24 protein-coding genes and 1 pseudogene are annotated in these 22,228 nt (G+C 62.8%); 4 read left to right on the top strand and 21 right to left on the bottom strand.

What is annotated here, in order from left to right:
• On the bottom strand, positions 1-278 hold a 278-nt coding region (locus G552_RS0105165; protein ID WP_027882065.1), incomplete at its 3' end, for an IS5/IS1182 family transposase.
• 106 nt (positions 279-384) lie between these two features.
• On the opposite strand from G552_RS0105165, the gene G552_RS16715 reads away from it, so the two are divergent.
• Together G552_RS16715 and G552_RS16710 are read left to right on the top strand one after the other, a co-directional pair.
• Positions 385-939, top strand: coding sequence for a GAF domain-containing protein (locus G552_RS16715; RefSeq protein ID WP_245575118.1), 555 nt, complete (start codon positions 385-387; stop codon positions 937-939).
• 12 nt (positions 940-951) lie between these two features.
• Positions 952-1,452: an HD-GYP domain-containing protein gene (locus G552_RS16710; protein WP_281167335.1), complete on the top strand. Its 501-nt coding sequence runs from the start codon at positions 952-954 to the stop codon at positions 1,450-1,452.
• Between the two features lie 141 nt (positions 1,453-1,593).
• Here the strand turns inward: G552_RS16710 and G552_RS0105155 are convergent, their stop codons facing one another.
• From G552_RS0105155 to G552_RS0105125, 7 genes are all read right to left on the bottom strand, one after another.
• Complete coding sequence (locus tag G552_RS0105155; protein WP_027882064.1) at positions 1,594-2,877, bottom strand: cytochrome b; 1,284 nt, start codon at positions 2,875-2,877, stop codon at positions 1,594-1,596.
• Positions 2,878-2,885: 8 nt separating this feature from the next.
• Complete coding sequence (locus tag G552_RS0105150; RefSeq protein WP_027882063.1) at positions 2,886-3,491, bottom strand: QcrA and Rieske domain-containing protein; 606 nt, start codon at positions 3,489-3,491, stop codon at positions 2,886-2,888.
• A gap of 4 nt (positions 3,492-3,495) precedes the next feature.
• Positions 3,496-3,978 (bottom strand): hypothetical protein, encoded by a 483-nt coding sequence (locus G552_RS0105145; RefSeq protein WP_027882062.1) that lies wholly within the window; start codon positions 3,976-3,978, stop codon positions 3,496-3,498.
• A 9-nt stretch (positions 3,979-3,987) separates the two neighbouring features.
• Positions 3,988-4,746, bottom strand: coding sequence for a c-type cytochrome (locus tag G552_RS0105140; RefSeq protein ID WP_027882061.1), 759 nt, complete (start codon positions 4,744-4,746; stop codon positions 3,988-3,990).
• A gap of 127 nt (positions 4,747-4,873) precedes the next feature.
• The gene (locus G552_RS0105135; protein ID WP_027882060.1) at positions 4,874-5,995 is read right to left on the bottom strand and encodes an acyl-CoA dehydrogenase family protein; all 1,122 of its coding nucleotides are present in this window, start codon (positions 5,993-5,995) and stop codon (positions 4,874-4,876) included.
• Between the two features lie 80 nt (positions 5,996-6,075).
• On the bottom strand, positions 6,076-6,846 hold the full coding sequence (locus G552_RS0105130) for an ABC transporter permease (RefSeq protein WP_027882059.1): 771 nt from the start codon (positions 6,844-6,846) through the stop codon (positions 6,076-6,078).
• Positions 6,839-7,744 (bottom strand): ABC transporter ATP-binding protein, encoded by a 906-nt coding sequence (locus tag G552_RS0105125; protein ID WP_036270300.1) that lies wholly within the window; start codon positions 7,742-7,744, stop codon positions 6,839-6,841. Before G552_RS0105125 ends, G552_RS0105130 begins: the two co-directional genes overlap by 8 nt.
• 55 nt (positions 7,745-7,799) lie before the next feature.
• Here G552_RS0105125 and G552_RS0105120 point away from each other — a divergent pair, with 55 nt between their 5' ends.
• Positions 7,800-8,750, top strand: a complete 951-nt coding sequence (locus G552_RS0105120; protein ID WP_027882057.1) for a tRNA dihydrouridine synthase — start codon at positions 7,800-7,802, stop codon at positions 8,748-8,750.
• Here G552_RS0105120 and G552_RS0105115 read toward each other — a convergent pair.
• From G552_RS0105115 to G552_RS0105105, 3 genes and pseudogenes are all read right to left on the bottom strand, one after another.
• Positions 8,747-9,529 carry an LEA/WHy family protein gene (locus tag G552_RS0105115; protein ID WP_027882056.1) on the bottom strand — a complete coding sequence of 261 codons (783 nt, stop codon included), beginning with the start codon at positions 9,527-9,529 and terminating at the stop codon, positions 8,747-8,749. The two genes, G552_RS0105120 and G552_RS0105115, sit on opposite strands and share 4 nt — an antisense overlap.
• Positions 9,530-9,567: 38 nt before the next feature.
• Positions 9,568-10,438 (bottom strand): annotated as a pseudogene (locus G552_RS14785) (dihydrodipicolinate synthase family protein).
• Positions 10,439-10,472: 34 nt separating this feature from the next.
• The gene (locus tag G552_RS0105105) at positions 10,473-12,476 is read right to left on the bottom strand and encodes a hypothetical protein (protein ID WP_027882055.1); all 2,004 of its coding nucleotides are present in this window, start codon (positions 12,474-12,476) and stop codon (positions 10,473-10,475) included.
• An 89-nt stretch (positions 12,477-12,565) separates the two neighbouring features.
• Between G552_RS0105105 and greA the strand changes: the two genes are divergently transcribed.
• A complete protein-coding gene (gene greA, locus G552_RS0105100) occupies positions 12,566-13,045 on the top strand; it encodes a transcription elongation factor GreA (RefSeq protein WP_027882054.1) in 480 nt (159 codons plus the stop codon).
• A 12-nt stretch (positions 13,046-13,057) separates the two neighbouring features.
• On the opposite strand, the gene G552_RS0105095 is transcribed toward greA, so the two are convergent.
• The 10 genes from G552_RS0105095 to G552_RS0105050 are packed head-to-tail and all read right to left on the bottom strand — an operon-like array spanning position 13,058 to position 22,109.
• Complete coding sequence (locus tag G552_RS0105095) at positions 13,058-13,960, bottom strand: cation diffusion facilitator family transporter (RefSeq protein ID WP_027882053.1); 903 nt, start codon at positions 13,958-13,960, stop codon at positions 13,058-13,060.
• 33 nt (positions 13,961-13,993) lie between these two features.
• Positions 13,994-14,740 (bottom strand): (S)-ureidoglycine aminohydrolase, encoded by a 747-nt coding sequence (gene allE, locus G552_RS0105090; protein WP_027882052.1) that lies wholly within the window; start codon positions 14,738-14,740, stop codon positions 13,994-13,996.
• Positions 14,737-16,080 (bottom strand): allantoinase, encoded by a 1,344-nt coding sequence (locus G552_RS0105085; protein ID WP_027882051.1) that lies wholly within the window; start codon positions 16,078-16,080, stop codon positions 14,737-14,739. Before G552_RS0105085 ends, allE begins: the two co-directional genes overlap by 4 nt.
• Positions 16,068-17,312, bottom strand: a complete 1,245-nt coding sequence (locus G552_RS0105080; RefSeq protein WP_156890675.1) for an allantoate amidohydrolase — start codon at positions 17,310-17,312, stop codon at positions 16,068-16,070. The genes G552_RS0105085 and G552_RS0105080 overlap by 13 nt, the downstream gene beginning before the upstream one ends.
• A 4-nt stretch (positions 17,313-17,316) precedes the next feature.
• Complete coding sequence (uraH, locus tag G552_RS0105075; RefSeq protein WP_027882049.1) at positions 17,317-17,673, bottom strand: hydroxyisourate hydrolase; 357 nt, start codon at positions 17,671-17,673, stop codon at positions 17,317-17,319.
• An 11-nt stretch (positions 17,674-17,684) separates the two neighbouring features.
• Positions 17,685-18,992, bottom strand: coding sequence for a urate hydroxylase PuuD (locus G552_RS0105070; protein ID WP_027882048.1), 1,308 nt, complete (start codon positions 18,990-18,992; stop codon positions 17,685-17,687).
• Positions 18,989-19,492, bottom strand: a complete 504-nt coding sequence (uraD, locus tag G552_RS0105065) for a 2-oxo-4-hydroxy-4-carboxy-5-ureidoimidazoline decarboxylase (RefSeq protein WP_036270299.1) — start codon at positions 19,490-19,492, stop codon at positions 18,989-18,991. The genes G552_RS0105070 and uraD overlap by 4 nt, the downstream gene beginning before the upstream one ends.
• Before the next feature lie 5 nt (positions 19,493-19,497).
• Positions 19,498-20,250: an ABC transporter permease gene (locus tag G552_RS0105060; protein WP_027882046.1), complete on the bottom strand. Its 753-nt coding sequence runs from the start codon at positions 20,248-20,250 to the stop codon at positions 19,498-19,500.
• A complete protein-coding gene (locus G552_RS0105055) occupies positions 20,247-21,050 on the bottom strand; it encodes an ABC transporter ATP-binding protein (RefSeq protein ID WP_027882045.1) in 804 nt (267 codons plus the stop codon). The genes G552_RS0105060 and G552_RS0105055 overlap by 4 nt, the downstream gene beginning before the upstream one ends.
• Positions 21,051-21,089: 39 nt before the next feature.
• On the bottom strand, positions 21,090-22,109 hold the full coding sequence (locus tag G552_RS0105050) for an ABC transporter substrate-binding protein (RefSeq protein WP_027882044.1): 1,020 nt from the start codon (positions 22,107-22,109) through the stop codon (positions 21,090-21,092).
• Between the last annotated feature and the right edge of the window lie 119 nt (positions 22,110-22,228).

Here is a 22,228-nt window from a genome sequence, read left to right as displayed (position 1 = left end):
GCCAACCGCAACAACACCCTCAGGTCCTGCACGATGGCCTCGAACACCCCCGCTGCCAGCCAGCGCTGGGTTTGCTGATAAACCACTTCCCAGGGCGGTAAATCCCCCGGCATCATCCTCCACGCGGCTCCGGCACGGACTATCCAGCGCAAACCGTCGAACACGTCCCGCAGGGCATATTCCCTTTGGGGTGCGTCCTCGCGCATCAGGGTCAGGTAGGGGGCCACGAACAGCCACTCCTCGTCGCTCACGTCGCTCGGATACCGCTTTCGGCTCATCCCTCCAGCTTAGCCCTAAAGTTCATAACACCCTCTAGGCCTAGTCGCCTGGCTGCGCCAACGTGAACGGCAATCGCAAAAGGAACTCGAGGAGTCCCTGCGCCTGATGCGGCTTTTGGAAGAAGGCAGCCTGAATATCAGCTCGGCTGTGGACCCCCTGGAACTCACTGAAAGCGCTATGGACTCCTTGCATAACCTCAAAATCGCCCCTCACTTGGCCTTTATCCGTTTTCGCGAGGGCAAGCCCGTAGTGGTCAGCGCGCGGGGGGCCCTCGAGCGCTATAGGGGGCGGCACCTACCCCAACAAAAGCTCAGCACCCACGCCAGCCTCACCGACACCCTGGTCGTGGGCAACTACCTCGAGGGTATCCCGGAAAGCGCGGGCTGGTCTACCGCGGCCGTACCCGTCTCGGCTCGGCAAAAACGACCCTTGGGGGTGGTCATTCTAGCCCGGGAGGGCAACAAACCTTTTCAATCCGACGAAAAAGCCATGGCCAACTCGCTGGCCCGGGTCATGGGAGCGCAGCTTGGCCAGATGGAGGCCCTCAAACACCTCGAGGATGCCTACGACGGCACCTTACGGGCCTTGGGTCTGGCTCTGGAGTTTCGCGATCACGAGACGCAGGGCCACGCCAAGCGGGTGGTAGCCTGGTCCGACTAGCTCGCCCAAGACCTGAATCTAGACCCGACCACCCGTAAGTTCCTGCGCTGGGGCGCTTATCTACACGATATCGGCAAGCTTTCCATCCCCGACCACATCCTGCGCAAGCCCGATAAGCTTGACCCAGAAGAGTGGGAAATCATGAAAAGCCACGTAGTCCGAGGTTGGGAAATGCTCTCGCGAGTTCCCTTCCTGCCTCAGGAAACCCTGGAGGTGGTGCGCCATCACCACGAGAACTGGGATGGCAGCGGCTACCCCGATGGCTTGAAAGGACAGGACATTCCCCTACTGGCGCGTATCTTTGCGGTGGTGGATACCTTTGATGCCCTCTATAGCCCCCGGCCCTACAAGCGGGCCTGGCAGCCAGCCGAAATCATCGAGGAGCTAAACCGCCTAAAGGGGAAAAAGCTAGACCCCAAGCTGGTTGATATCTTCCTAGAGCGCATCACCTCCCCCTCTGGCAAAGCCGCTATGGCCGCAGCCAACCCCAGTAAACCCAACCCTAGGGTCTAGCACACACGCAAAGGGGCTAACTGGGGGTGCGACAGGTCGGCATCTCCAAGACAGCTAGCCAAAAGGGCTGCCGAACACCCTAGCCAGTGAAAAGACAACCCCGCCACAAACTAGGCTGCGGCGGGGTTAGGGAGCTGGAACTTAGTCGCCAGCCTTGGGCTCGAGCTGCCCAGATGCCTCGTTCTTGGCCCCGTAAAGATTCTTAATCAGGACAAAGCTGACCAAAGTGGTCACGGCAGGCACCACCAGCAACAGCACCCACAGCACCCGGTTGTCACCCAAGGGTGAGCCCGCCTGCTGGAAGTCAATCTTGTAGCCAGCCAGGGTAGCCATGATGAAGAAGACCAGTACCCCCAAGGTTACGCTGGTACGTAGGGGATGCTGGCTAGGCAGCTCAAGGTAGCGCTGCTTGTCGGAACGGGTATCCACAAAGGGAAGCAGCACCGCCGCCAGGATGAGAATCCCCGGTACCACCACCCCACCTAAGAACTCCGGGCTGATCAGGGCACCAAAGAGGCGGAACTGCCACTCCGAAGGGATCACCTGCAGAATCCCGTAAATCCAGAGGAAGTACCAGTCCGGTTTAACCGCAGGGGTCTGCGGGGTGGGGGGGCCGAAAGCCTCGATAGGGTGAGCAATGAAGACCCCACCAATGAAGGAGACCACCGCTAGGTACAGCAGGAAGACGATGCTCATCATGACCAACTGTTGGGGGTACATGGGCACACCCAGAATTTTGCCTGGGGCGATTCGCTCGGCATACTTGGGCTGGGTGTGCTTCTGCTTGATCATGATGACCATGTGTAGGCTAATCAAAGCAATCAGCGTCAGGGGCAACCAGAGCACATGCAGGCTGTAAAGCCGCGGAATGGCCATCTCTGAGCCAGGGAACTCCCCACCGAACATAATCTGGGCCACAGTAGGGCCCACCCAAGGAATGGAGGCCCCGATGCCGTAGCCAATGCGGGTGGCAGTCACGGCGTAGTTGTCGTAAGGCAGAGCATAGCCGGTAAAGGCCGTCACCACTGCCAGACCCAAAAGCCCCAGGCCCACCAACCAGTTAAGCTCGCGGGGTTTCTTGTAGGCCCCACTTAGGAGCACCCGCAGCATGTGCAAGAAGGCCGCAGCAATCATGATATGGGCCGACCAGTGGTGAATGCTACGAATAACCGCGCCAAAAGGCAGGGAGTCGATGTACAGCACGCTGGCGTAGGCTGCAGGCACGGTACGCCCATCGGGTAGCTCGGTGGGGCGGATGGAGGGCTCGTAGTTTAGGGTGAGAAAGATGCCGGTAAGAACCAGGGTGATGAAGGCAAAGAGGGTTATTTCCCCTAGAAAAAACGAATGGTGTACCGGAAAAGCCTTCCGCAGGAACTTGTGGTATAGACGAGAGATTTCCAGTCGTTCGTCGAGCCATTGGTACATAACTCACCTCAGGTTTCCACACCTACCGGGCCGGTGAACTCACCTGCGGCCACAATCTGACCACCCTCGAGGCGGATAGGCAGGGCCGGTACAGGGCGGGGCGGAGGACCCGAGACCACCTTAGCTCCATGGGCAAAGTCGTACATACCCCCGTGGCAGGGGCAAAGCCCCACCTTACGGTCGGGCAGCCACTGGCTCACGATGCAGCCTAGATGAGTGCACACAGCGGAGTAGGCTACAATCCCCTCCACCGCGTTTTTTCGCGTCTCCTCGTCGAGCTCCTCGGGGCTGTAGCGCACCAGAAGCACCGTGTTTTTGGCATCCCCACTCTTCACCACCTTGCTCTGCGGATCCATGGGGTGGGCCAGGATCAGGGGATCGCCGGGCTTTATGTCGTCGGGTGTAATGGGTTTGCCCTGGCCGCTGCCCTGGGCAAAGACCAGTATGTCTCCAGGCTTAAGTGGCTCTTTGTCAGGGGTAACCACCTGCCTGGGGCGCAGGGAACTACCCACATAGAAAGCGGAGACCAAAGAAAGGCCAATTCCCGTACCGATGGCCGCTTTGAGTACGGCCCGTCGGCGGGAGGAACGCAGTCTGGCTTCACGTTCGTTCATAAGCTCACCAGGGCACTTCCGAGTGCTCGTCCTCCGTGACCACTTCCTCACGCTGATAAAACTTCTTGTAGATGGCCAACAAAGCAGCGATGATCAGCGCCATGGCGGCAAAGAACCCTCCTTGCAGCCAGGTGGGGTTTTGACCGCTTTGGGCACTGTACACCAGAAGCTGCACGAAAAATCCACCCATGGCGGTCAGCAAAAGCACCAACACGATACCTGCCACCAAAGGCGAGGTGCTGGGCTCGGGAAAATGCCGCCCTGGGCGAAGCTCCTGCCCCTCCAGCCAGGCCGAGATATAGCCGATGGCTCCGTAGATGAAAAGCACCGCGGCAAAGGCCATCAGACCAATCTGGCCGACCGAGAGCTCTTCTGGCTTATGACCCGTTAGAACCGCAATGCGCTGGCCGTTGAGGTAGCTCATCAGAAACAAAGCCGCCGAGAAGAGCAGGGCAAAAAAGGGAATGATGGTGTCGTTACGGTACATGAGGCCTCCTTAGCGGGCAGCCTTCACTTCGGCCTCGGCGATGGCGCCGAAGCTATTGCCCCAGGACGAGCGCACGTAGGTGAGAACCGCAGCCACCTGCTGGTCCGAAAGCTGAGCAAAGGCTGGCATGGCATTTCTGCCCTTTAGGACAGTGTTGATAACGTGGTTCTTATCCCCTACCTTGGGGTTACCAGCCAGCGCAGGGAAAACCCCGGGCAGGCCCTGCCCCGTAGCCTGATGGCAACCGGCGCAGTTTTGCGCGTAGATACCTTCGCCTTCCTTAGCCAAGGCTGCAGCATCGGCAGGGGCCGCGGCCTGAGCTCCCTCGCCATGCCCGCCATGGGCGCTGGCTTCGCTGGCGGGAGGGGCTACCTCGCTGATGATCTTCTGCGAGGCCGGGGTCAGGGCAAAAAAGCCCCACACCCCTCCCAACACCACTACCGCGGCTAGGGCCAAAACCCAGCTAGGAAAGCGCTCGGGCTGCACCGGTACATCGGGGTCGCCCACCTTCAGGGCCACCTCGAGCTCCCCCTGGACCTCCATGCCCTCCTCCAGACCCTGCACCAGCACATCGGGTAGGTTGTTGACCTTGAAGGGGATTTCTCGGATCTCCCGGCCACCCCCTTTGAAGTAGGTCTCTACCCGAAATAGGTGTTCGCCATCCGGTATCTGCCGTGTATCTAGCTTTAGTTTGAAGGGGGGCTGCCGGATGACCTGGATGGGCTCGGGCTGGTCGTCGAGGTAAACTTCGATTCGTTCAATCGGCATTTTGGCTCCTTCCTAAAAGCCAGACCCTGGGGTCTGGACGCTGTATAAAGACTAACAGAAACCCCCTGGAACAACTATAGGTTGGGGCATAGGGGCAAATGTCCTGGAATCAATACAAGCATCTGGTTCAACGGTAGAGTTCTCGGGCAATGACCAGCTTTTGAATTTCACTGGTACCCTCGTAAATCTCCGTGATTTTGGCATCGCGGTAATAGCGCTCCACCCGATACTCCCGGTGGTAACCGTACCCACCCAGCACCTGCACTGCCTCGCGGGTCACGCGCACAGCGGTATCGGAGGCGAAAAGCTTGGCGGTAGAAGCCTCGAGGGTATAGCGCTCTCCCCGGTCTTTTTTGTTAGCCGCCTCGAGGACTAAGGCGCGGGCTGCAGCAATTTGGGTGTGCATCTCGGCCAGCTTGAAGCTTACCCCCTGGAACTCCCGGATTTTCTGCCCGAACTGGAAGCGGGTATCGGCATAAGCCTTAGCAATCTCAAAAGCAGCCCGGGCCATACCCACGGCTTGGGCCGCAATGCCGATGCGCCCTGAGTCCAACCCAGCCAAGGCCTGGGCCAACCCTCGCCCCTCCTGGCCCAGCAGGTTCTCTTGGGGGACAAAAACCCCATCAAAGCGCACCTCGCAGGTGTGGGCCGCATGGAGCCCCATCTTGTGCTCAGGGGGGCCAAAGCTCAGGCCAGGCCAGTCTTTTTCCACAATAAAGCTGCTGATACCGCTCTCGCCACGGGCCATCACCACGTAGACCTGGGCCTGTCCCCCAGAGGTCACCCAGCTTTTCTGGCCCTCGAGCACCCACCCCCCCGGTACCTTGCGGGCCATCAGCCTGAGCGAGGCTGGGTCGGAACCGGCATGGGGTTCGGTCAGGCAAAAAGCTCCGATCCATTCGCCTTTGGCCAAGGGCACCAGATACTTCTTTTTCTGGGCCTCGGTACCAAAACGGTTCAGCATGTACTGGGGCAGCCCAGAGGTCACCGAGAGAATTACTGCCACACTGGGGTCAGCCGCAGCGATTTCCTCTAAGGCCAGCGCCCAGGTCACCGAGTCCAGGCCAGCCCCTCCCCAAGCCTCCGGGGTGGTCATGCCCAAGAGGCCTAGTTGGCCTAACTGTCTGAGCTGCGGCCAAGGATACTCGCCGCTTTGGTCGTAGGCTGGGGCCATCGCCCACAAGACCTCGCGGGAAACCATCCGCACCATGTCCAGTACCAGTTTTTGGTCGGTGGTTAGAATAGCCATGAATATATCGTATCACGAGGCCAGTGAGGAAAAAACGTTATAGAAAGACAAACCCCATACTACCTAGCCAAATGGGAGAGCTAGTAGCCAAACAACAAACCCCGCCGCTTAGCGGTGTGCACAGCCCGGCTGAACAGGGCAATGCCTAAGGCCAGATAGGCCAGGCCGTTAAGAAAGGCCAGGGCCAAAGCACCCCAGTCCAGCCCTGCGCTGCTGGACATCATCCCTCGAGCCAGACCAGCGCCCGGTACCAGGGGAAGGAAGTAGCCCAAGGTGCGCAGCCAACCCTCGCTTTCCAAGGGGTACTGCAGGAGAAAAATCAACAGGAATTGGCTGATCCCCAGAAGCTGCTGCACCCGCTTGAAGAGCAACGCCAGGCTAGCCATGGCAAAACCCAGACCATACCCCCCGATAAGCACGGTGAGAATGGGCAGGAAAACCAAAGGCGGCAAGGATAGGCGCGCCCCGGTAAACCACATCAGCACCAGACCAACGCTGCCGATGAGCAGGAGCTGGGTGCCTAGGCCAGCCAGGTTGCGTAGCAGCAACAGCGGTATTGGGCCATAGGGGGTGAGGAATACCTGCTCCAGGGTACCGGTCTGGGCCTCTTCGGAAAGCCCAAAAGAGAGGGAGTTGTAGGCAAAAAGGGTCAGGGTCCAGAGCAAAAAGCCCGCCAGAATGGCCTCGGTGCGCTCGCCGAAATTGGCCCCAGGGCCGGCCAGGTATCTGGCCCCCAGGTAAAGCAGCAGAAAAAATAGGCTCAGGGTAATCACCCCACCCACAAACTCGCTGGGGTAGCGGCGCAGGTTTATCCAGCTTCGCTTGAACTCCACCCAAAGCAGGTCAAACATGGTTCACCACCTTCAAAAACACCTCCAGTAGGTCGGCCTCAGCCCGGGCCACCTTCTTGATGGGCAGGGGCTTCAAAGCCTCCAAAAGGCGCCAAAGCCCTTCGTTGTCGCCCTGATAGACGTAGGTAGGCCCTTGGCCCTCGAGGCCCAAAGAGCGGAGGGCGGCTAGTTGTTGTGGCGAAAGAGGGGTGTCCAGCTCGATCAGGTAGTGCTCTCCGGCAAAGCGGGCCAAGACCTCGGCGGTGCGCCCTTCCAGCACAATGCGGCCCCGCTGGATGATGGCCACCCGCTGGGCCAGGCGCTGGGCTACCTCGAGCTGGTGGGTGGTAAGCAGGATAGCCTTACCGGACTGGGTCATCTCCCGGATCATCTCCTCCACCCTCAGGGCGCTTTCCACGTCCAGGCCTAAGGTGGGTTCGTCCAAAAGCAACACCTCGGGATCGTGCATCAGCGCCACCCCCAAGGAGAGTTTCTGCTGCATGCCCCGGGAAAGGTGGCGCACCTCGGTATGGGTTTTTTCCTTGAGCTCCAGTTTCTCCAGTAGCTCGAGGGCCCGCCGCTGGGCCTCCCTTAGCCTAAGACCCCGGGCCACCCCAAAGTAGACCAGGTTCTCCAAGGGGGTCATGCGCCAGTAGACGTTGCGGTTACCCTCGAGCATCGCCCCCAGGTGCCTCAGGGCCCAGGGGTCCTGGTGGGGGTTTTTTCCGAGAAGCCGCACCTGACCCCCATCGGGGTAAAGCAGACCGGCCATCATCTTAACCGTGGTGGTCTTCCCTGCCCCATTGGGCCCCAAAAAGGCCAGCACCTCACCGGGGTAAAGATGCAGGTTGACCCCGTCCACTGCCCTCAATGAACCAAAGCGTTTTTGCAGTTGGGTCGCTTCTGCTGCGGGGATCACTGGGTGAAGTATACCCACTCTGAAGCGTCGTAAGCATGGGTAGACTGGTAAGGCTGTGGTAGCTGAGCGTACCCAAAACGACTTTTACGCCCAGGTACTCCGCCAGCCCCAGGCCGTGCTGGCCCCCATGGCCGGTTATACCGACGCCCCCTTCCGCCGGCTGGCTCTGGAACATGGGGCTGCCTGGACGGTTAGTGAGATGCTTCTGGCTCGGGGCCTTCTGGCCGGGGAGCGCCGCTCGGTAGCGCTGGGGGCCCCTTTCCCTGGTGAAGAGCGGCTGGTCGTCCAGTTATTCGGCGACGACCCCGAGGTGCTAAGCGAGGCCGCAGCCCAGGTGGAGCGCCTGTTCAAGCCCGTGGCCATAGACCTGAACATGGGCTGCCCAGCCCCCAAGCTGGCGGGACGTGGGGGTGCTTGCCTGCTGCAAACCCCTGAGCGGGCCTATGCGCTGGTGCGGGCTATGCGCCAGGGCACCCGGCTACCGGTCAGCGCCAAGATACGCCTAGGTTGGGACAAAGACCAAAGCCTGGAGATCGCCCAGGGCTTGGAGGCCGCTGGAGTGGCCCTGATCACTGTCCATGGGCGCACCAGCCAGCAGCGCTACCAAGGCCAGGCCGACTGGGAGGCCATTGGCCGGGTGGCCCAGGCGCTGCGGGTACCGGTCATCGGCAGCGGGGATGTCACCCGCCCTGAGGAGTACTTTGAGCGCCTACAGACCGGCGTCGCAGGGGTAATGATCGGGCGCGGGGCAGTGGGCAACCCCTGGATTTTCCGCCAGATTACTCAGGGCCGTACCGATCCCCCCTCCCTCTCTGAGCGCATCCAGACCGCTCTACGCCACGCTTTTCTCAATGCCCAGTGGTATGGCGAGGCCCAGGGCCTGCGCCAGTTGCGAAAGGTGCTCTACCGCTACTTCCCCCATCACCCTGCGCTGCACCCCGCCCTCAAGCAGGTGGCCTCCTTAGAGGAGCTGCAAAGCCTCCTTTCCCGGCTGGCTAGGCCCTAGCGCAGAATACCCTGAAGCACCTGGGCTACCAAGCGCTCGAGGATGCCGGGAATATAGGCCCTGAGCCCCAGCTCCACGCTTAATCCACCTGCCCCAGGGAAACCCGACAGACCCAAGCGCACCTCATTGGGCCTCCGCTCATTGGGCGATAGCCGCATGTTGAAGGCCGTCTCGGCCACGCCCCGACCCCCAATCAACAAACGCAGCGGGCCTTCTAGGGTGAACCCGACGGGGTTGGGGTTTTCCACCTCGAGCACCAGGCGGATGGCCAGGCCATCCAGACGAATCTCGAGCAGGCGGATACGGGGTAGCTGGAAGGCGAACTGCACCCGCACCTCGCGGTCGAGCAAGGTCAGGGGCCCAATGGGCACTACGGCCGGGCCAAGCTGGGCCCTAAGCTCCCCCAGCAAGCGGAAGCGGGTGCTCTGCCCTGCCAAAAGGCCTGCCAAAACCCGGGTACCCTCCACCAACGGCACCACCAGCCGGGTCTGGGCCTCGCGGCTAGCCCCTGCCGGAATCTCCAAGGCTGGCAAGGTAAGGCGGAAAGCCGTACCGCCCAGCTCCGCGGTGAGGGTACTGTCCAGCAAGGGCAGGCTAAAGCCGTTAGGATTGGTCAGGCGCAGGCGAAGATCGAACTCCCCCCGACCACTAAAAGGGTCCAGCGAGATCAGGTTGAACTGCAAGAGCTCCACCTGAGGGGCCTGAGGCCGAACCACCTGGGGCACACAAGCCCCAAGCACTAGGGCCAATATAAGCAGTAAAGGCAAGCTTCGCTTCATCGTTCCCAAGCTTACTCCATCGCTGTTACTACAACGGCTCAGATGCCGCAGTCTGCCGTCCAGCCCCGGGCCCGGAAGTCCTCCAGAAGGGGCTTGAAGGCTGGCCAAAAAGGGCTTTCCTGGGGATAGGGAGGTCGCGGGTAACCTCCAGGCAACCCCAGGTGACGCAGGGCCTGCTTGAGCAGGATGAAGCCTCCCTGGGCCAGCACCCGGCCAAAGGGCTCGAGCTCAGCCTGCAGAGCCTGGGCCTCTTGGGCTCGGCCAGCCTGCCACAGCTCCAGCAACTTTTTTATAGGGCCGGGGGGCCAGGTTGGCCACGGCCAAGATACCCCCCTTCGCCCCCAAGGCCAGGGCCCCTAAAAAGGTGGGGGCGTGCCCGGTGTAGAGCTTCAGGTCGAGCTTTTGCGCGGTGTAAAAAGCCATGCGGGCCAGCTCCCCGCTAGAGTCTTTGAGGCCACCAATCCTGGGGTGCTTGGCCAGCTCCGCCACCACCGTCAGGGGAAGCTGGGTCTTGGTATTGGCTGGCACGTGGTATAGCCAGACCTCAGCTAAACCCTGGTCGGCCAGTTCGGTGAAATAGCGCAGCAGACCATCGTGGCCCAGGTTGGCCTCGTAGTAGCGCGGCGGTGTGACCAGCACCCGCCCCCCCACCTGAGCGGCCTCCTCCAGGGCCTGGGTAGCCTGGGCCAAGGTCTCTTCCATCAGACCTACCATAGCCGGCTTTTTGGGGCTTTGCACGGCTAGGCCGGCGGCCCGCTCCTCGCGGGTGAGGTGTACGCCTTCACCGTTGGAACCATAGAAAAGCAGCCCGTCTACCTGGGGCTCGAGGGCCTGGGCCAGCGCGCGGAAAGCCTCGGTATCGAGGTGGCCTTGGGTGTCGAAGGGCGTGGGCAAGGGAGGGATGATCATGGGTCAGCTCCTGGGGTGGTTATGGGCCAAAGCTTTAGCGCCCCCGGTAAACCAGCATAAACCACAACCCCAGATGAACAGCCAGGGCCAGCCCAACCAGGGGGAGGCCCCAGCCACTGCCCTGCCACCCCAACCACCCCCCCACCCCCAGGGCCAGCAAAACCAGCAGACCCCAGCCCTGGCTATAGGTGGGGCTTCCGGGAAAGAAAAGCTGCACCCAGCGTCGCCAGGCACGGTGGGTATGCCCGTCCTTGGGACGGGGCAGAAAAAAGCACAGCAGGTGGTACAGGGCCAGCAGCAAAAGCAGGGCCAGGCTCAGCCAGGCCCACCACGAACTGGGCCAGATAGGCAGGCTACGCCACTGCTCTAGGAAATCGGCCCCTAGCTCACGCAGGCTGTCCAGCATGAGGGCAGCGGTGAGGTCTCTGGGAGTGGGCACAGCCTCCCGTGCCAATCCAGCCGCCTGGTAGACTGGCGTCCAGAGATCGCCGCCCAGCCCCAGAGCCTCCCGCACCGCCGCGGAGGAAGGGGCCTGCTGGTAGGCCTGGGCCAGGGCCTCGGGGGTACCCCGGCCTACCAACACATAGGTCCAGGGTGGGGCTTCCGCATAAAGCCGCTGGGCCTCGCCGGGGTTCTCCTGGGCCTGGGCATAGGCCAGAAGACCCCGCAGGGCTGGGGTATTGGCCAGGCTGCGCAAGGTTTCCTGAGCCGCGCTCGAGCGCAGGGTTCCCCGGGCCAGGCTGTCCTGCTGCAAAAGGGCCTCGGCCCGGAGCAGAAAGCCCCAGCCCAGCAACGCCAAGATCACCAGCAAGAGCAGCAGCAACAGCAAGGTGCGCTCCCCCCCGGTGGTGTAGGCCAGCATGCTGTGCCGCAGGCGCAACAACGGGTGGCCCAGCCAACCGGCCAGCCAACCCCCGCTCTGGCGCACCCCGCGAAGCTGGGCTGGCAGGTAAATGAGGTTTAGGTATAGAAGCATCCAGGCATAAAGGCCCAGCAGTACCCAGGTCGCGATGGCCAAACTGCCTGAGCTGAAAGGGTTTTGCCAGCTGGCTACCTGGCGCAGCGCCTCGCGATAACGCTGGCTTAGGTCGGGTCTTCCCTGGGCCTCGAGCCAGTCCGCCTGCTCTTCCAGCAGGGCTACAGCCCCGGGCACCTGGGGCAGGTATTTTAGGAAGAAATCGGACCAGGCTAGGCTTTTCTCCAACCCCTGGCTACGCGCTATGCGAATCTGTTCCAGCCAGGGGGCCAGCCAGCGCAAAACCCCCGAACCCCAGGCCAGCTCGGGCCGGTGGCCCCGCTGCAACAGATCCCGCCCGGCAGCCTCGAGGTCTTCTGGGCGCAAGCGGGCCGGCTCCTGGCTGAAGTAGTACCAGTAGGGCCTTGGACTGGGGGGGCTTTGATCCAGGGTGGAGGCCTCCGCCCCTAAGGCCTCCTGGTAGGCGGGAAAAACCCCCAGGCCCTCCCAGGAACCCTCGTAAGGCTTACGATCAAAATCGGCCAAAGCCAGCCGCCGCCCGTCCTCGAGCAGCACGCTCAGCCCGGCGTCAGCCTCCAAGGCCCGCACCTCCCCTGGAGGGTAGTGTTGGGCAACCACCCGGGGGTTTTGGGCGTCTATCTCCAAAACCAGGGGGCCTCGAGCGATGAAAATTCGCGAGCCTACTTGTTTGGGGCCAACCCAAGTACCCGGAAGAGGGAGCTTCCAAGAGCCCAAGACTAGCCCTTCGGGGGTCAGCGTAGCCACCGGTTGCGGAAGGGAGCGCACCTGGGTCTGGGCCTGCACCACCTGTGCACCCACCTGGATGCGCAGGGTATACAGTCCAGGGCTGGGCGGTGTCCAGGTAGCGGCGATACGGCCCTCTAGGCTTTGCAGGTCCACGGCAAAGCTAGCGGCCTGGGAAGAGATCTGAAGGGTATAGCGACCGGGAGGAAAGCCCTCCCCCCGGACCTCCAAAGGCTGCCCCACCAGGGCCTCAGGGGGGAGGCTTAGGCTTTGCGCCAGGGCCATACCCAGCCATACAACCGCCGCGATCCAACGCATGGCCCCATTCTATTGCACCCTTCCCCCAGTCTCTGGCGGTATACTGGCCTCTGGGTCTGCCATGGGTAGGCCTGTGGAGGTTTTGTCAAATGGCAGAGAAAAAGCCGGTATACCTCACCGCCGAGGGCAAAGCGCGGCTCGAGCAGGAGCTGGCGTATCTAAAAACCGAGAAGATGCAGCAAATCGCCGAGGAGATGGGCCGGGCCATCGCCGAGGGCGACCTGCGGGAAAACGCAGGCTACGATGAAGCCCGGCGGGCCATGTGGCAGAACAACAGCCGGATCGCCGAACTGGAAGATATCCTCAGCCGGGTGCAGGTGGTGGAATCCGGCAACGGGGTGCCCAGCGAGGTTCAGCTGGGGGTCACCGTGGAGCTTGAAACCCCCAGCGGCCAGCGGATGAGCATCACCATGGTGGGCAGCCACGAGGCCGATGTGTTCAGCGGCAAAATTTCCAACGAATCTCCCTTGGGCCAAGCCCTGATGGGCAAGCGGGTGGGCGACGAGGTGCAGGTCAAAGGCCCTAAGGGCAGCCAGACCTATGTCATCGTCGAGTTGATGTACGCCTAGGGCCTCGCGGGCTCAGCCTATGCGGAAGGTGGTGTGCTTGGCCTTGTGGTCGGGCTCTACATGAATGGTGGTGTGGACCTGGTCTAGCTGGGCCTGAAGGGCCATCTCGAGGCGGTCGCAGATCTGGTGGGCCTGTTCTACCGAGGTAGCCCCAGGAACCACCAGGTGAAACTCCACAAAGGTGCGGGGACCAGCCCGCCGCGTGCGCAGGTCGTGCACCTCCAATACCTTTCCCTCGGAGGCTAGGCCCTGAAGGGCGCGGTTGAGAGCCAGGCGTATATCGGCCAGCTCCTGTGCAGGAAGGGCCTCGTCCATCAGCCCTCCCACCGAGTCCCGCACCAAACGCCAGCCCACCCACAGGATGTTGCCCGCCACCCCAATGGCCAACAGGGGATCGAGAATCCACCAACCGCTGAGCCAGGCCAGCCCAACCCCTACCAGCACCCCCAGCGAGGTCAGCACATCGGTCAGGATGTGTTTGCCATCGGCAATAACCGCAGGAGAGCGGGCTTTGCGTCCCCGAACCAGCAAGAACCAGCCCAAAGCCGCGTTCAGGCTCGAGGCGGCCAGCGAAAACAACAGCCCCAGGCCCAGCTCTTGCACTGGCGCAGGGCTCACCAGCCTGGGCCAGGCCTCGCGCACGATGGCCAGGGCCGCCAATACGATCAGCACCCCTTCCAGCACAGCCGAAAAATACTCAGCTTTGGTGTGTCCGTAGGGGTGGTTGTGGTCCGCCGGACGGCGCGAGACCAGCACCGCCACCAGGGCCGCCCCTGCCGCCACAATGTTGACCACCGACTCCAAAGCGTCGGAGTAAAGGGCCACCGAGCCGGTAAACACATAGGCCAGCCACTTTAGGGCAAACACCAGGCCCGCCACCACCAGGCTCAGGCTAAGGGCTTGTACCGGGGTCATACAGAGGGTGGATCGCCTCGAGGCCTATCAAAACTACACCGATTCCAGCGAGTAGCGGTTCACGTCCTTATACAGAAGGTACTTGCTCTGGGTCTTGCCCAAAGCCCCAAACCACTGGGGGCAGTACGAGGCCATCCAGATGACATCCCCGGCCTGTACGGTATACCAGCGCTCGCCCAGGCGGTACACCCCACCCCCCTGCAAAAACAACAGGCCGTGCTCCATCACATGGGTCTCCACAAAGGGCAGGTGGGCCCCGGGGGCAAAGGTCATGGTGTTGACCGCCAGGTCGAAGGAAGGGGTATCGGGCAACAGTAGGCGCACCTGCAGGGCCTCGTCGCCCAGCAAAGGGTTGCTGGGCACCTCGGGCTCGTAGCCCAGCACCGGTGAAGGGGCCTCGGCGCCGGCCAAGGACTGGTAGGGCTTGTCGAAGACCACCATGCGGCTTGGGCCCTGGCTGCTGAAGCGGTGCGGGGTGTTGGCCGGTAGGTAGGCAAAGCCATGCGGCCTGAGGGTGTGCCGCACCTCCCCCACCTCGAGGCTCACCTCCCCCTCGAGCACGTAGGCGAAGCGCTGGATATCCAAAAGGCTCAACTCACCGCTGCCCCCGGGCTGCATCTCCACGGTATACATCTGAAAACGAGCCCCTAGCTCGGGGGAGATATGCACGATGCAAGCGGTCTGGTGCCAACCGGGCAGAAAAGCCCGCACAAAGGTGTCTGGGGTCAGAAGGGCGTGGTCGGGGGCCACGTGGGTACGGGTGAATCCGCTCAGGCTCATGGGTTCCTCGTCAGCAGGCGAACCTCGCTAGGCCGGGTTATTTTACCCTCCCAGTAGATGGGCTCACCTCTAAGCCAGGTGCTTTGCACCACTCCTTGAAACCTCCGGCCCAGGTAGGGCGACTGGGGGTGGCGGTAGCGCAGGTGCTGGGGAGTGAGGGTATAGCTTTGCGAGAGATCCACCAAGGTGAAATCGGCCTCGTAGCCCAGCGCAAGCTGCCCTTTTTGCCGCAGGCCAAAGCGCTTGGCAGGGTTCAGGGCCACGAGGGCAGCCAGGTGCTCTAGGGCCAGCCCCCGTCGTTGCCAGCCTTCGGTAAGCATCACCCCCAGGGTGGATTGCACCCCAGCGATCCCCCCCCACAGGGCCAAAAAATCGGGGCCCTGCTTACTTTCGGGTGGGCTGGGGGAGTGGTCGGAGGCCACCAGGTCTACCGTACCCTCCAGCACCGCCGCCCAAAGCCCTTCCTGCTCCCTCTGGGAGCGCAGCGGGGGCGCACACTTGGCCAAGGCCCCCAGCCGCTCCAGGTCTTCCTCGGTAAAGGCCAGGTAGTGAGGGCAGGTCTCGAGGCTTACATCCACCCCCCGGGCTTTGGCCTCGGCAGCCAGCACTACCCCGGCCCCTGCGCTGATGTGCACGATGTGCAGTTTGCAACCGGTCTCCTGGGCCAGCAAAAGAGCCCGCTGAATAGCCTCGAGCTCGGTGAAGAGTGGCCTCGAGGCCAAGTAGTCGCGCCAGGTGGTGGCCCCGGTCGCCCGCAGACGGGCAAGATGGGCGGTCAGGGCCTCCGACTCGGCGTGCACCGCCACCGGCAGCCCCAGCTGAGCCGCGATACGCATGCCTTCGTAGAGCGTGCCGTCGTCGCAGGGGGGAAACTCTGGAAGGCCAGAGTGGCACATAAAGGCCTTGAAGCCAATCGCCCCGCACTCAGCCAGCTCGGGCAGGTGCTCCAGGTTACCCGGGGTCAGGCCACCCCACAGGGCAAAATCGGTGTAGGACGAAGCTCGCATGGCCGCCAGCTTGGCCGCGAAGGCTCTGGCCTCGAGGGTACAGGGCAGCGAGTTGAGGGGCATATCAAAAAAAGCCGTACCGCCCCCCGCAGCCAAAGCGGCGCTGCCGGTTTCTATCCCCTCCCAGTGGACCCGGCCAGGTTCGTTGAAATGCACATGCACGTCGATCAAGCCGGGAAAAACGTAAAGCCCCTGGGCCATAACCTCCCGGCGTGCGGGCTGGTCAATGGCCGGGGCTATCTGGACAATCCGCCCCTCCAGCACCCCTAAGTCGGCCTGCACCACCTTGCTTTGGGTAACCAGGTGCCCTCCGCGGACGATCAGGTCGAGCATGGGTGTTCCTCCTGAGCCAGCATCCGCAAAAAAGTCCGTCCCACCCGCAGTGCAGCGGCTACATCCTGCAGCCAGACCGACTCCTGGGGGTGGTGGGAAAGCCCACCTGGGCTGCGGATGAAAAGCAGGGTAGCCGGGCAAATGGAAGCCATAATCATAGCATCGTGGCCGGCTCCCGAGACCAGCCGGTGCAGCGGCAGACCCTCGGCCTGCAAGGCCCGCTCCAGCAGGCTGTTTAGCCCGGCATCGCAGGGCACCGCGGCCTGCTCGTAGAGGGTCTGGAAGGCCAGCTCGAGGCCCCGGCGCTGGGCCACCTGCTGGGCTCGAGCCACCAGGTGGGCCACAGAACGGCTGCGCACCTCGTCGTCGGCATGGCGCACATCCAGGCTAAGCTGCACCTCTCCCGGAATCACATTGGCCGCCCCGGGTCGGGCGGTAATCATCCCCACCGTGGCCACCAGTCCTGGCTCGGCCCGGGCCTCGCGCTCCACCAGGGTCATCCACTCGGCCGCCCCGGCCAGAGCGTCCCGCCGCAGGGCCATGGGGGTGGTGCCGGCATGGCCAGCCTGGCCGCGGAAAACCACTTCCAGCCGGCTCTGCCCCACGATAGCCTCTACCAGACCCAGCGGGGCCCCCAAAGCCTCCAGCACTGGCCCCTGCTCGATGTGGAACTCCAGGTAGCCCCGCACGTGGGCCGGGTCATAGGCAGCCTGGGGCAGACGGGCCGGCTCGAGGCCAAATTCCCGGAGGGCCTCGAGCACCCGCTGGCCTTGGGCGTCCTGCAAATCCAGGTACTCGGCTTCAAACCGGCCTGCTACCGCCTTGCTGCCCAAAAAAGGCACCCCATAGCGCACCCCTTCCTCCTCGGAAAAGGCGATAACCTCTAAGGCCACTGGCAGGCGCTTCCCCTCCAAGGCTTTCACCAGGGCCAGCCCCAACACCACCCCCAACACCCCGTCGTAGCAGCCCGCGTCGCGCACGGTGTCCACGTGTGAACCCAGCAAAAACAAGGGGGCCCCGGGGGCCTGGCCGGGGTAGTGGCCAATCAGGTTGCCCACCGCGTCCAGGCGCACCGTCATACCCAGCTCCTCCATCCAGCCGGCCAGCTCGGCGTGCACCTGGCGCATGGGGGGCGAAAGAAAGGTGCGGGTTAGCCGGCCTGGCTCCTCGGAGTAGCGCCCAAGCCTCTGGCAGCGCTCGAGAACTTCCTGAGCCAGCACCTCGAGGTCCATAGGGCTAACTCCCACGGTAGGTGCTGTAGCCGTAGGGGGAGACTAAGAGGGGCACATGGTAGTGGCCCTTGGCCTCGGCCAGACCAAAGCGCACCACCACCTCATCCAGAAAAGGGGGGTCGGGGAGGTGAACCCCCTGGGCACGGAAGTAGGCCGCCACATAAAAAACCAGTTCGTAGACCCCAGTAGGCAGGGTCTCGCCGGAAAGCAAAGGGGCCTCGGTGCGGCCATCGGCGTTGGTGCGGGCCTGGGCCACGAGGGTGCGCTGGCCCGCAGGGCCGATGCGGTACAGCTCGAGCTCGAGGCCCGTGGCCGGATGCCCGTGGGCCGTATCGAGGACGTGGGTCGTAAGCCGGGCCATACGCCAGTATCCTACCGCGGAGCCCCCTGGGCCACCCAGGCCCCCAGCCGGGCCCGCTGGGCCTCACTCAGGGGCGGAACCCCTGGCAGCAACAGGGGCATGTACTGGCTGTCCACCGACACCTGTTTGATTTTCTGGGCCAAGGCCACAATCTGCTCCGGGGTCTCCAGCACCACCCCCCCTGGGGCCGAGGCGAAGCCGGGCTGGGTGGGCCGGGTTGCGTGACACATCTGGCAGTGGGCCTGGATGATGGCTTCGACCTCGGCGAAGGGCACCGGCTCGGTGGCCACGGGAGCCTTTTTAGGGGCGGTCAGGTAGAAGGCCACCAGGAGTAATGCCGCCGCCAGCACCAGCAGGTAAGGCATGGCCCCACCCTCCACCAAGGTTTTTTGGTGGGCCTTCTCGGTCACGTTGATAAAGTGCCGCACCGCCACCCCCGCGGCAAAAAGCAGTATCAGAATCAGCCACTGGGCCCCGTGGCTATAGGTGGTGGGGAAGTGGTGGGCGATCATGGTGAAGAGCACCGGCAGGGTTAGGTAGTTGTTGTGGCGGGAACGAAGCTGCACCCAGTTCACAAAGCCGGGGTCGAGAGCCTCCCCTTTTTGCGCCGCCTGCACCAGCTTCTTCTGCGAAGGAATGATGACAAAAAAGACATTGGCCGCCATGATGGTGCCCAGCATGGCCCCGATGTGCATAAAGGTACCCCGCCCGCTGAACACCTGGCCCAGCCCCCAGGCCGCCAGGGCCACCAGTAGCCCCCCCACCAACAAGAATAGCCCCGGACGGTAGAGCAGCTCGGTGCGGGAAAGGCCCGCGTAGACCAACCAGGCCAGCACCAGGCTTCCTACCGCGATGGCGATGGCCACCCCGGCAGGCAAAGGGCTGCCGGGCGGGAGCAGAATGGCCCGGGGATCGGCGTAGTAGACAATCACCAAAAGCAAAAACCCGGTGACCCAGGTCAGGTAGGCATCCCACTTGAACCAGTGCAGGGTGCGGGGTAGCTGGGCCGGAGCGGTCTTGTACTTTTCCAGGTAGTAGATGCCCCCGCCGTGAATGGCCCATAGGTTGCCCGAAAGCTCGGGCCGCACCCCTTGGCGCTCGAGGCTGTTCTCTAAAAAGATGAAGTAGAAACTAGCCCCAATCCAGGCGATGCCGTAGATGATGTGCAGCCAGCGCACCACCAGGCCCAGCCACTCCCGGGCGTGGGCCTGCCAGCCATTGGCCAGCGTCAGGTAGAGGCCCAGAGCGAAAACGGCTAAAATGGCCAGAATCCAGGGCCATTTCACCAGGCGCAGTCGGTCTTGGTGTAGGGGGTTCATATAGCCTCTTGTAGAATGTCGGCTAGACGAAAGCGGGCAATCTGGTAGATCTGTTCCAATGCCGTGTGGAACTCGGCCTCGAGGTCGTTGTGCAGCCGGTCGCGCAGGGCCTGAAAGACCTCGGCCTTGCCCTTACCCCGCACCGCCAGGATGAAGGGGAAGCCGAAGCGCTCACGGTAGCGCTGGTTGAGGGCAAGAAGATCGGCGTACTCCTCCGGGCTCAAGGCATCCAGGCCAGCCCCCTGCTGCTCCTGGGCCGAGGCCGGGGCCATGCGGGCTTTGCTACCTAGGTCGGGGTGGGCCCGGATCAGGGCAAGCTGGGCCTCCCGGGGGGCGGCCTGCACCACCGCCACCAGGCTTTGGTAGAGGGCCAGGGGGCTAGACCAGGGGCGCTGGGCCCAGGCTTGCTCGGCCACCCAGGGAGAGTGCTCGAAAACCCAGCCGATGGCGTTCACAAAGGCTTCGCGGGAAAGCTGGTTGAGGGTGGCTAGGTTGATCATCGCGCTCAGCTACGGTAGGCCCAGCCCACCAGTCGGCGCTCGAGCAGGGCGAACACCCCATACAAGGCGATGCCCATGGCGGCAATCACCAAAAGGCCACCGAATACCAAGGGCACGTTGAACTGGGAGCTGGCTGAAGTCATCATGTAGCCGATCCCCTTCTGCGAGGCGGCGATCTCGGAGATCACCGTGCCCACGAAGGCCAGGGTGATGGCTACCTTGAGCGAAGCAAAGAAATAGGGCAAGGAGAAGGGTACCGAAACCCGGGTAAAGGCCTCGAAGCGGCTCGAGCCCAACACCTTTAGCACCTCCCGCAGCTCGGGAGGCACCGAGGCTAAGCCGGTAGCCACGTTGACCACAATAGGAAAGAAGGAGATGAGGAAAGCGGTCAGGATGGCCGGCACCGTACCAATCCCAAACCACAGCACCAGCACCGGCACCAAAGCTGCCTTGGGCACGCTGTTGAAACCCACCAAGAGCGGGTAAAGGGCCAGATTGAGGGGCCTCGAGGTGCCCACCGCCGCGCCCAGCAGCACCCCAGCCCCCACCGCCAGGGCGAACCCCACCAGAGTGGTCCAGAGGGTCTGCCAGGCGTGGCCCAGCACCGCCCCCCAGACCGGGCGCAGGGCCTCTAGGGCTTGGGAGGGGGCCGGTAGCACGAAGGGGGGAATTTTGAAAAGCCGCACCGCCAGTTCCCAAAGCACAAACAACCCCAGCGTGGCCCCCACCGCCGCCAAGGTGTCCTGGGTCCGCCTCATGGGCCCACCCCCCGCAGGGTGCTAATCTGGGTGCGCATTCCACCAATTTGCTCGCGCAACTCCCGCACGATGTGGGCGAAGTCGTCCTGGTAGGTAAGCTCGAGCGGCCTAGGACGGGGAAACTCTACCCGGCGGGTATAGGCGATGCGGCCCGGGCGGCTGCTCATGGTGTGGATGGTATCGCACAGGTAAACCGCCTCGCGCAGGTCGTGGGTAACCAGCACCACGGTGGGGCGGCGCTGTAGATAGAGCACCTGCATGGCCTGCCACAGCTCCTCGCGGGTAAAAGCGTCCAGAGCGGAAAAAGGCTCGTCGAGTAAAAGGATTTCCGGTTGGTGAATCAAAGCCCGACACAAGCTAGCCCGCTGCTGCATCCCCCCGGAAAGCTCCCACACCCGGGCGTTTTCAAAGCCGGAAAGCCCCACTGAGGCCATCAGCTCGCGGGCTGCCTCGAGGTAAGGCTGGGGGTTCCGGCGGAAGGCCCACTTGTGCTGGGGAGAGACCTCGAGGGGCAACAAAATGTTCTGCAAAACCGTGCGCCAGGGCATCAGGGTGGGGTTTTGGAAAGCCATCCCGATGCTGGCGATGGGGCCACGCACCGGCTGGCCGTGTACGGTGGCCTCCCCGCTGCTGGGCGGACGCAGCCCCGAGATCACCCGTAGCAGGGTGGACTTGCCGCAGCCCGAAGGGCCCACCAGGCCCACAAACTCCCCCTGGGCGATGGAGAGGCTGACCCCCTCCACCGCCAGGTAGCCGTTTTCGTAGCGCAGGCTAACGTTGCTGAGCTGAATGAACGCCATGCCTCCCCTAGCCGGTGTCCCCTAGCTTAGCACACCTACCTAGCGCAGTGAGCCGGTCACCCGGCGTTCGGCAATGGGTGGCAAAAAGCGGTCGGTCCAAAGCTGCTCAAGCCGCAGGGTAGCGGGCAGGCCAAAAGCCTTGCTTACCGCCTGGATATTGCGCTCCATCCGCTCGCGCCGTACCGAGCCCAGCCCAAAAGCCCGGCTATCGGCGGTCAGCACGTGGGAGTTGAAGGCCAACACCAGGCGTTCGCGCTCGAGGGCTTCGTTAATCAGGCCATCGCGGCGCTTGACCGCAGCGATACCCTCGTCTGGGTTGGCAATGACGTCCTTGAAACCCCGCACCAGCGCCCGCAGGAAAGCTGCAACCGCCTGCGGGTTGGCCTGGGCAAAGTCGCGCCGCACCACCACGGCGTTACCGTAGAGGTCCTGGGTAAAATCAGCGTACTTCAGAACCACCAGGTCCTCCGGTTTGACCCCCAGATTCTTAAGATTGAGCAGCGAGGTAAAGTAAAAACCGGTGATGGCATCGGCCTGGCCCCGTACTAGGGTAGGCTCCCGCAGGGGAACGTCCACGTTGATAAAGTTGACCCGGCTGGCATCTATCCCGGTGGCCTCGGCAAAAACCGGGAAAAGCCGCCGCCCCGCGTCGCCCGCTGGTGCGGCTAGGGTCTTGCCCACTAGATCAGCAGGCCGGCTGATGCCCCTACCCTTGAGGGCGAAGACCGCCGCTGGGGTGGTGTTGTAAACCATGAACACCGCTAGCAGTTGGTTGCTGGGGTTACGCACATTGAACTCGATGAGGGAGTTGATGTCGGCAAAGCCCATCTCATAGTTACCAGCAGCAATACGGCTAATCGCGTCGGCTGAGCCAAAGCCCCGGTCAATGGTCACGTTGAGCCCCTCGGCGGCGTAGTAGCCCTTATCCAAGGCCAAGAGGAAGGGAGCCTGAGGCCCCTGGAAGGCAAAGTCCAGGGTAAAGCGCAGGTTGGTGCGCGGCTGGGCCAGGGCTAATCCGGCCAGCAGCAGACCGATGAAAAAAAGGGCTTTTGCTCTCATGCGAACCTCCAAAGGCGCTGTGCGCCTGGGGCATAGTATAAGCGTCATACATTTTTTCGACAAATGTACGGCTTTCCCTGCTCACCTTACACAAAGCAAGGACTAACCGGGCATATAAC

The organism is Meiothermus rufus DSM 22234 (genome assembly GCF_000423425.1).
Lineage (GTDB): Bacteria > Deinococcota > Deinococci > Deinococcales > Thermaceae > Meiothermus > Meiothermus rufus.
Note: the sequence above shows the minus strand (reverse complement) of the source record. Positions and strands in the feature narration are given on the sequence as shown.

Bases quoted from the DNA above. Each gene is read 5' to 3' on its own strand.
- G552_RS16715 (WP_245575118.1), top strand. From the start codon at position 385: ATGCGGCTTTTGGAAGAAGGCAGCCTGAATATCAGCTCGGCTGTGGAC.
- G552_RS0105155 (WP_027882064.1), bottom strand. From the start codon at position 2,877: ATGTACCAATGGCTCGACGAACGACTGGAAATCTCTCGTCTATACCAC.
- G552_RS0105150 (WP_027882063.1), bottom strand. From the start codon at position 3,491: ATGAACGAACGTGAAGCCAGACTGCGTTCCTCCCGCCGACGGGCCGTA.
- G552_RS0105145 (WP_027882062.1), bottom strand. From the start codon at position 3,978: ATGTACCGTAACGACACCATCATTCCCTTTTTTGCCCTGCTCTTCTCG.
- G552_RS0105140 (WP_027882061.1), bottom strand. From the start codon at position 4,746: ATGCCGATTGAACGAATCGAAGTTTACCTCGACGACCAGCCCGAGCCC.
- G552_RS0105135 (WP_027882060.1), bottom strand. From the start codon at position 5,995: ATGGCTATTCTAACCACCGACCAAAAACTGGTACTGGACATGGTGCGG.
- G552_RS0105130 (WP_027882059.1), bottom strand. From the start codon at position 6,846: ATGTTTGACCTGCTTTGGGTGGAGTTCAAGCGAAGCTGGATAAACCTG.
- G552_RS0105115 (WP_027882056.1), bottom strand. From the start codon at position 9,529: ATGAAGCGAAGCTTGCCTTTACTGCTTATATTGGCCCTAGTGCTTGGG.
- G552_RS0105105 (WP_027882055.1), bottom strand. From the start codon at position 12,476: ATGCGTTGGATCGCGGCGGTTGTATGGCTGGGTATGGCCCTGGCGCAA.
- greA (WP_027882054.1), top strand. From the start codon at position 12,566: ATGGCAGAGAAAAAGCCGGTATACCTCACCGCCGAGGGCAAAGCGCGG.
- G552_RS0105095 (WP_027882053.1), bottom strand. From the start codon at position 13,960: ATGACCCCGGTACAAGCCCTTAGCCTGAGCCTGGTGGTGGCGGGCCTG.
- allE (WP_027882052.1), bottom strand. From the start codon at position 14,740: ATGAGCCTGAGCGGATTCACCCGTACCCACGTGGCCCCCGACCACGCC.
- G552_RS0105085 (WP_027882051.1), bottom strand. From the start codon at position 16,080: ATGCTCGACCTGATCGTCCGCGGAGGGCACCTGGTTACCCAAAGCAAG.
- G552_RS0105080 (WP_156890675.1), bottom strand. From the start codon at position 17,312: ATGGACCTCGAGGTGCTGGCTCAGGAAGTTCTCGAGCGCTGCCAGAGG.
- uraH (WP_027882049.1), bottom strand. From the start codon at position 17,673: ATGGCCCGGCTTACGACCCACGTCCTCGATACGGCCCACGGGCATCCG.
- G552_RS0105070 (WP_027882048.1), bottom strand. From the start codon at position 18,992: ATGAACCCCCTACACCAAGACCGACTGCGCCTGGTGAAATGGCCCTGG.
- uraD (WP_036270299.1), bottom strand. From the start codon at position 19,492: ATGATCAACCTAGCCACCCTCAACCAGCTTTCCCGCGAAGCCTTTGTG.
- G552_RS0105060 (WP_027882046.1), bottom strand. From the start codon at position 20,250: ATGAGGCGGACCCAGGACACCTTGGCGGCGGTGGGGGCCACGCTGGGG.
- G552_RS0105055 (WP_027882045.1), bottom strand. From the start codon at position 21,050: ATGGCGTTCATTCAGCTCAGCAACGTTAGCCTGCGCTACGAAAACGGC.
- G552_RS0105050 (WP_027882044.1), bottom strand. From the start codon at position 22,109: ATGAGAGCAAAAGCCCTTTTTTTCATCGGTCTGCTGCTGGCCGGATTA.